General features: G+C 62.6%; 3 protein-coding genes. 2 read left to right on the top strand and 1 reads right to left on the bottom strand.

Annotation, left to right across the window (positions count from 1 at the left end):
- Positions 1–20: 20 nt before the first annotated feature.
- Complete coding sequence (locus tag FSO04_RS45475; RefSeq protein WP_154567963.1) at positions 21–959, bottom strand: LysR family transcriptional regulator; 939 nt, start codon at positions 957–959, stop codon at positions 21–23.
- Between the two features lie 97 nt (positions 960–1,056).
- On the opposite strand from FSO04_RS45475, the gene FSO04_RS45470 reads away from it, so the two are divergent.
- The gene (locus FSO04_RS45470; RefSeq protein ID WP_154567962.1) at positions 1,057–2,070 is read left to right on the top strand and encodes a zinc-binding alcohol dehydrogenase family protein; all 1,014 of its coding nucleotides are present in this window, start codon (positions 1,057–1,059) and stop codon (positions 2,068–2,070) included.
- Positions 2,071–2,094: 24 nt separating this feature from the next.
- On the top strand, positions 2,095–2,520 hold the full coding sequence (locus FSO04_RS45465) for a GlcG/HbpS family heme-binding protein (protein ID WP_115109045.1): 426 nt from the start codon (positions 2,095–2,097) through the stop codon (positions 2,518–2,520).
- Positions 2,521–2,582 lie beyond the last annotated feature (62 nt).

The raw sequence follows: 2,582 nt of genomic DNA, 5'->3' as shown, positions 1-2,582 counted from the left end.
TGCGCCCTGTAGGCGGCCAATTAAATCGCGAGTACAGCCTGAGTGCCTCCGGATGGATGGCTGGCAAGCAATGCAGTGCAGCGCTCCCGCAAGAAAGCATGCAACGCGTTAATCGCCGGCGACAGTTGCGCACGGTGAGCACAAATCAAGTGCAGCGGCGCGAGCTCGCAATACTCCGGGGGAAATAACTCCACCAGCCGACCTGCCTTCAGATCGTCAATGAGGTCCAGCCGCGACTTGTAGACAAGGCCTTCCCCGGCTATCGCCCAGCGACGAACTGCATCGGCATCGTCGCTGATGCGATTGCCTGTGACGGCCACGGTGCGCTCGCCGCCAGGCGGGGTAAAGTGCCAGCGTTCATGTATCTGCTCGCTCCAGACGTACCGAAGGCAGTTGTGTCGCCGCAGATCCTCAACTTTGGCCGGTGCGCCATGCCGTTCGAGGTATGACGGCGCGGCACACAATGCGCGTCGATTGTTGTCGACCAGTTTCATGGCCAGAAGAGACGAATCTGGCAGCGCTCCGTAGCGCACGAGCGCATCCAGCGGCTGGCGGATGAGGTCGGCCGCACGGTCGCTTATTTTCACGTGCAGCGACAAACCAGGGTGCCGGTGCTGAAATTCATCCAGCCACGGTAACAGCAGGTTTCGACCAAAGTCAGACGGAGCGGACAGCCGCAGCGGCCCGGACAGCGCCCCCCGGCCGTCGGCCAGGGCCTGCTGGCCTTGCTCCAGCGCGCCAATCATGACCCGCGCATGCGGCAGGTATCGCTCCCCGGCGTCCGAAAGTTGCATGCTTCGCGTCGAACGGGTGAACAGGCGCGTGTCCAGCGCCTTTTCGAGTCGCTGCACTGACGCACTCGCATGTGCGGGCGCGATATTCAACTGGCGCGCCGCCTCCGAGAAGCTGCCGTAGTCCACCGTGTGTACGAAGATCTGAACGTCATCGAGTCGAATCATTTTCATTGAAATGCCGAAATTGTTTGGGCTCGGCGGGTATTTATCCGCATATCGACGAAAGATAACATGGTCTCAATCACCCTTGGAGACCACGTGTATGAAAGCAATTGGCTTCTATCAGAACCATCCCATCAGCCACCCGCAGGCGCTGCAGGATATCGAGCTGCCGACGCCGGAGCTGCGCGACCACGATCTGCTGGTGGAAGTGAAAGCGGTATCGGTCAACCCGGTCGATACCAAGATCCGGCGCGGTGGAGATATTCCGGAAGGCGGTGCGCGCATCGCCGGCTGGGACGCGGCGGGAATCGTCCGCGCGACCGGTCCGCTGGCAACCCGCTTCAAGGCAGGCGACCGTGTCTGGTACGCGGGTGACATCAAGCGGCCCGGCAGCAACAGCGAACTGCACGCCGTGGACGAGCGCATCGTCGGACCTATGCCGACCTCACTGGACTTCGCCGCGGCCGCGTCGTTGCCGCTGACGACGATCACTGCGTGGGAGCTGCTGTTCGACCGTCTGCGTGTTCACGCAGCGGACCCGACCGACAACAACGTGCTGCTCGTCATTGGAGCGGCTGGCGGCGTCGGTTCGATTCTGACCCAACTGGCGCGCGAGTTGACTGGCATGACCGTCATCGGCACGGCCTCGCGGCCGGAAACCCGCGAGTGGGTGCTGGCCCATGGCGCACATTACGTCCTCGATCATCATCAGGCCTGGGCACCCCAGTTGGCCGCGCTCGGCATCGAGCACGTTACCCACGTTGCCGGGCTGAACAACAGCGCCGCCTATGTGCCGCAAATCGCCTCCGTGCTGCGCCCGGAAGGCCAGTTCGCACTCATCGACGACCCGGTGGGTCTGGACATCGGGCCGTTCAAGGGGAAATCCATCTCGATTCACTGGGAGCTGATGTTCACCCGCGCGATGTTCACCACCGACACCCTCGCACGGCAATACGCGTTGCTGCGCCGCGCGGCGGAGCTGGTCGATCTGGGCCGCCTCAAGCACACGCTGACCCGACGCATTGACGGCATCAACGCCGCAGGTTTGATCGAGGCGCATGCGCTGGTCGAGGCAGGCAATATGATCGGCAAGGTCGTCGTCGCCAACCGCTGAACTCTTCTGACAATGAGCATCAACATGACATCGCAAATCATCAGCACGACAACGATCAGCCTGGAAGCTGCACAAGCATTGCTGGCAGAAGCGCGCCGCGCGTGCGCCGCGCGCGGATTCGCCGCGACGATCGCAATTACCGATGCAGGAGGCCACCTGCGCGCTTTCGAGCGAGCGGATACCGCCCCGTTCCTTACCGTTGATGTCGCCATCGACAAGGCATGGACCGCCGCGTCGTTCGGCATGGCCACGCACCAATGGAATCAGTACATGGCCGAGCCCACCGTTGCCCCACTGGCGCACCATCCGCGGCTGACGCCGGTCGGCGGTGGCGTACCGATCTTCCACGAAGGGCGTCTGGTGGGTGGCATCGGTGTTTCTGGCGGAACATCGGTTCAAGACCACGAGGCCGCTGAGGAAGCGCTGCGTCACGCAGGGTTTAAGCAGTAAGCCTGGGCCGTTGAACGATCGCCTTGCCGTCAATCGACAAACGTCCACAAAGAGGTGGAACC

The organism is Paraburkholderia madseniana (assembly GCF_009690905.1).
GTDB classification, from domain to species: Bacteria; Pseudomonadota; Gammaproteobacteria; order Burkholderiales; family Burkholderiaceae; genus Paraburkholderia; species Paraburkholderia madseniana.
The sequence above is the reverse complement of the archived record's forward strand: the minus strand, read 5'-3'. Positions and strand labels throughout refer to the sequence as shown.

What these genes read in the sequence shown, in the direction of transcription:
- FSO04_RS45470 (WP_154567962.1), top strand. Translation starts at nt 1,057, where the DNA reads ATGAAAGCAATTGGCTTCTATCAGAACCATCCCATCAGCCACCCGCAG.
- FSO04_RS45465 (WP_115109045.1), top strand. Translation starts at nt 2,095, where the DNA reads ATGACATCGCAAATCATCAGCACGACAACGATCAGCCTGGAAGCTGCA.
- FSO04_RS45475 (WP_154567963.1), bottom strand. Translation starts at nt 959, where the DNA reads ATGATTCGACTCGATGACGTTCAGATCTTCGTACACACGGTGGACTAC.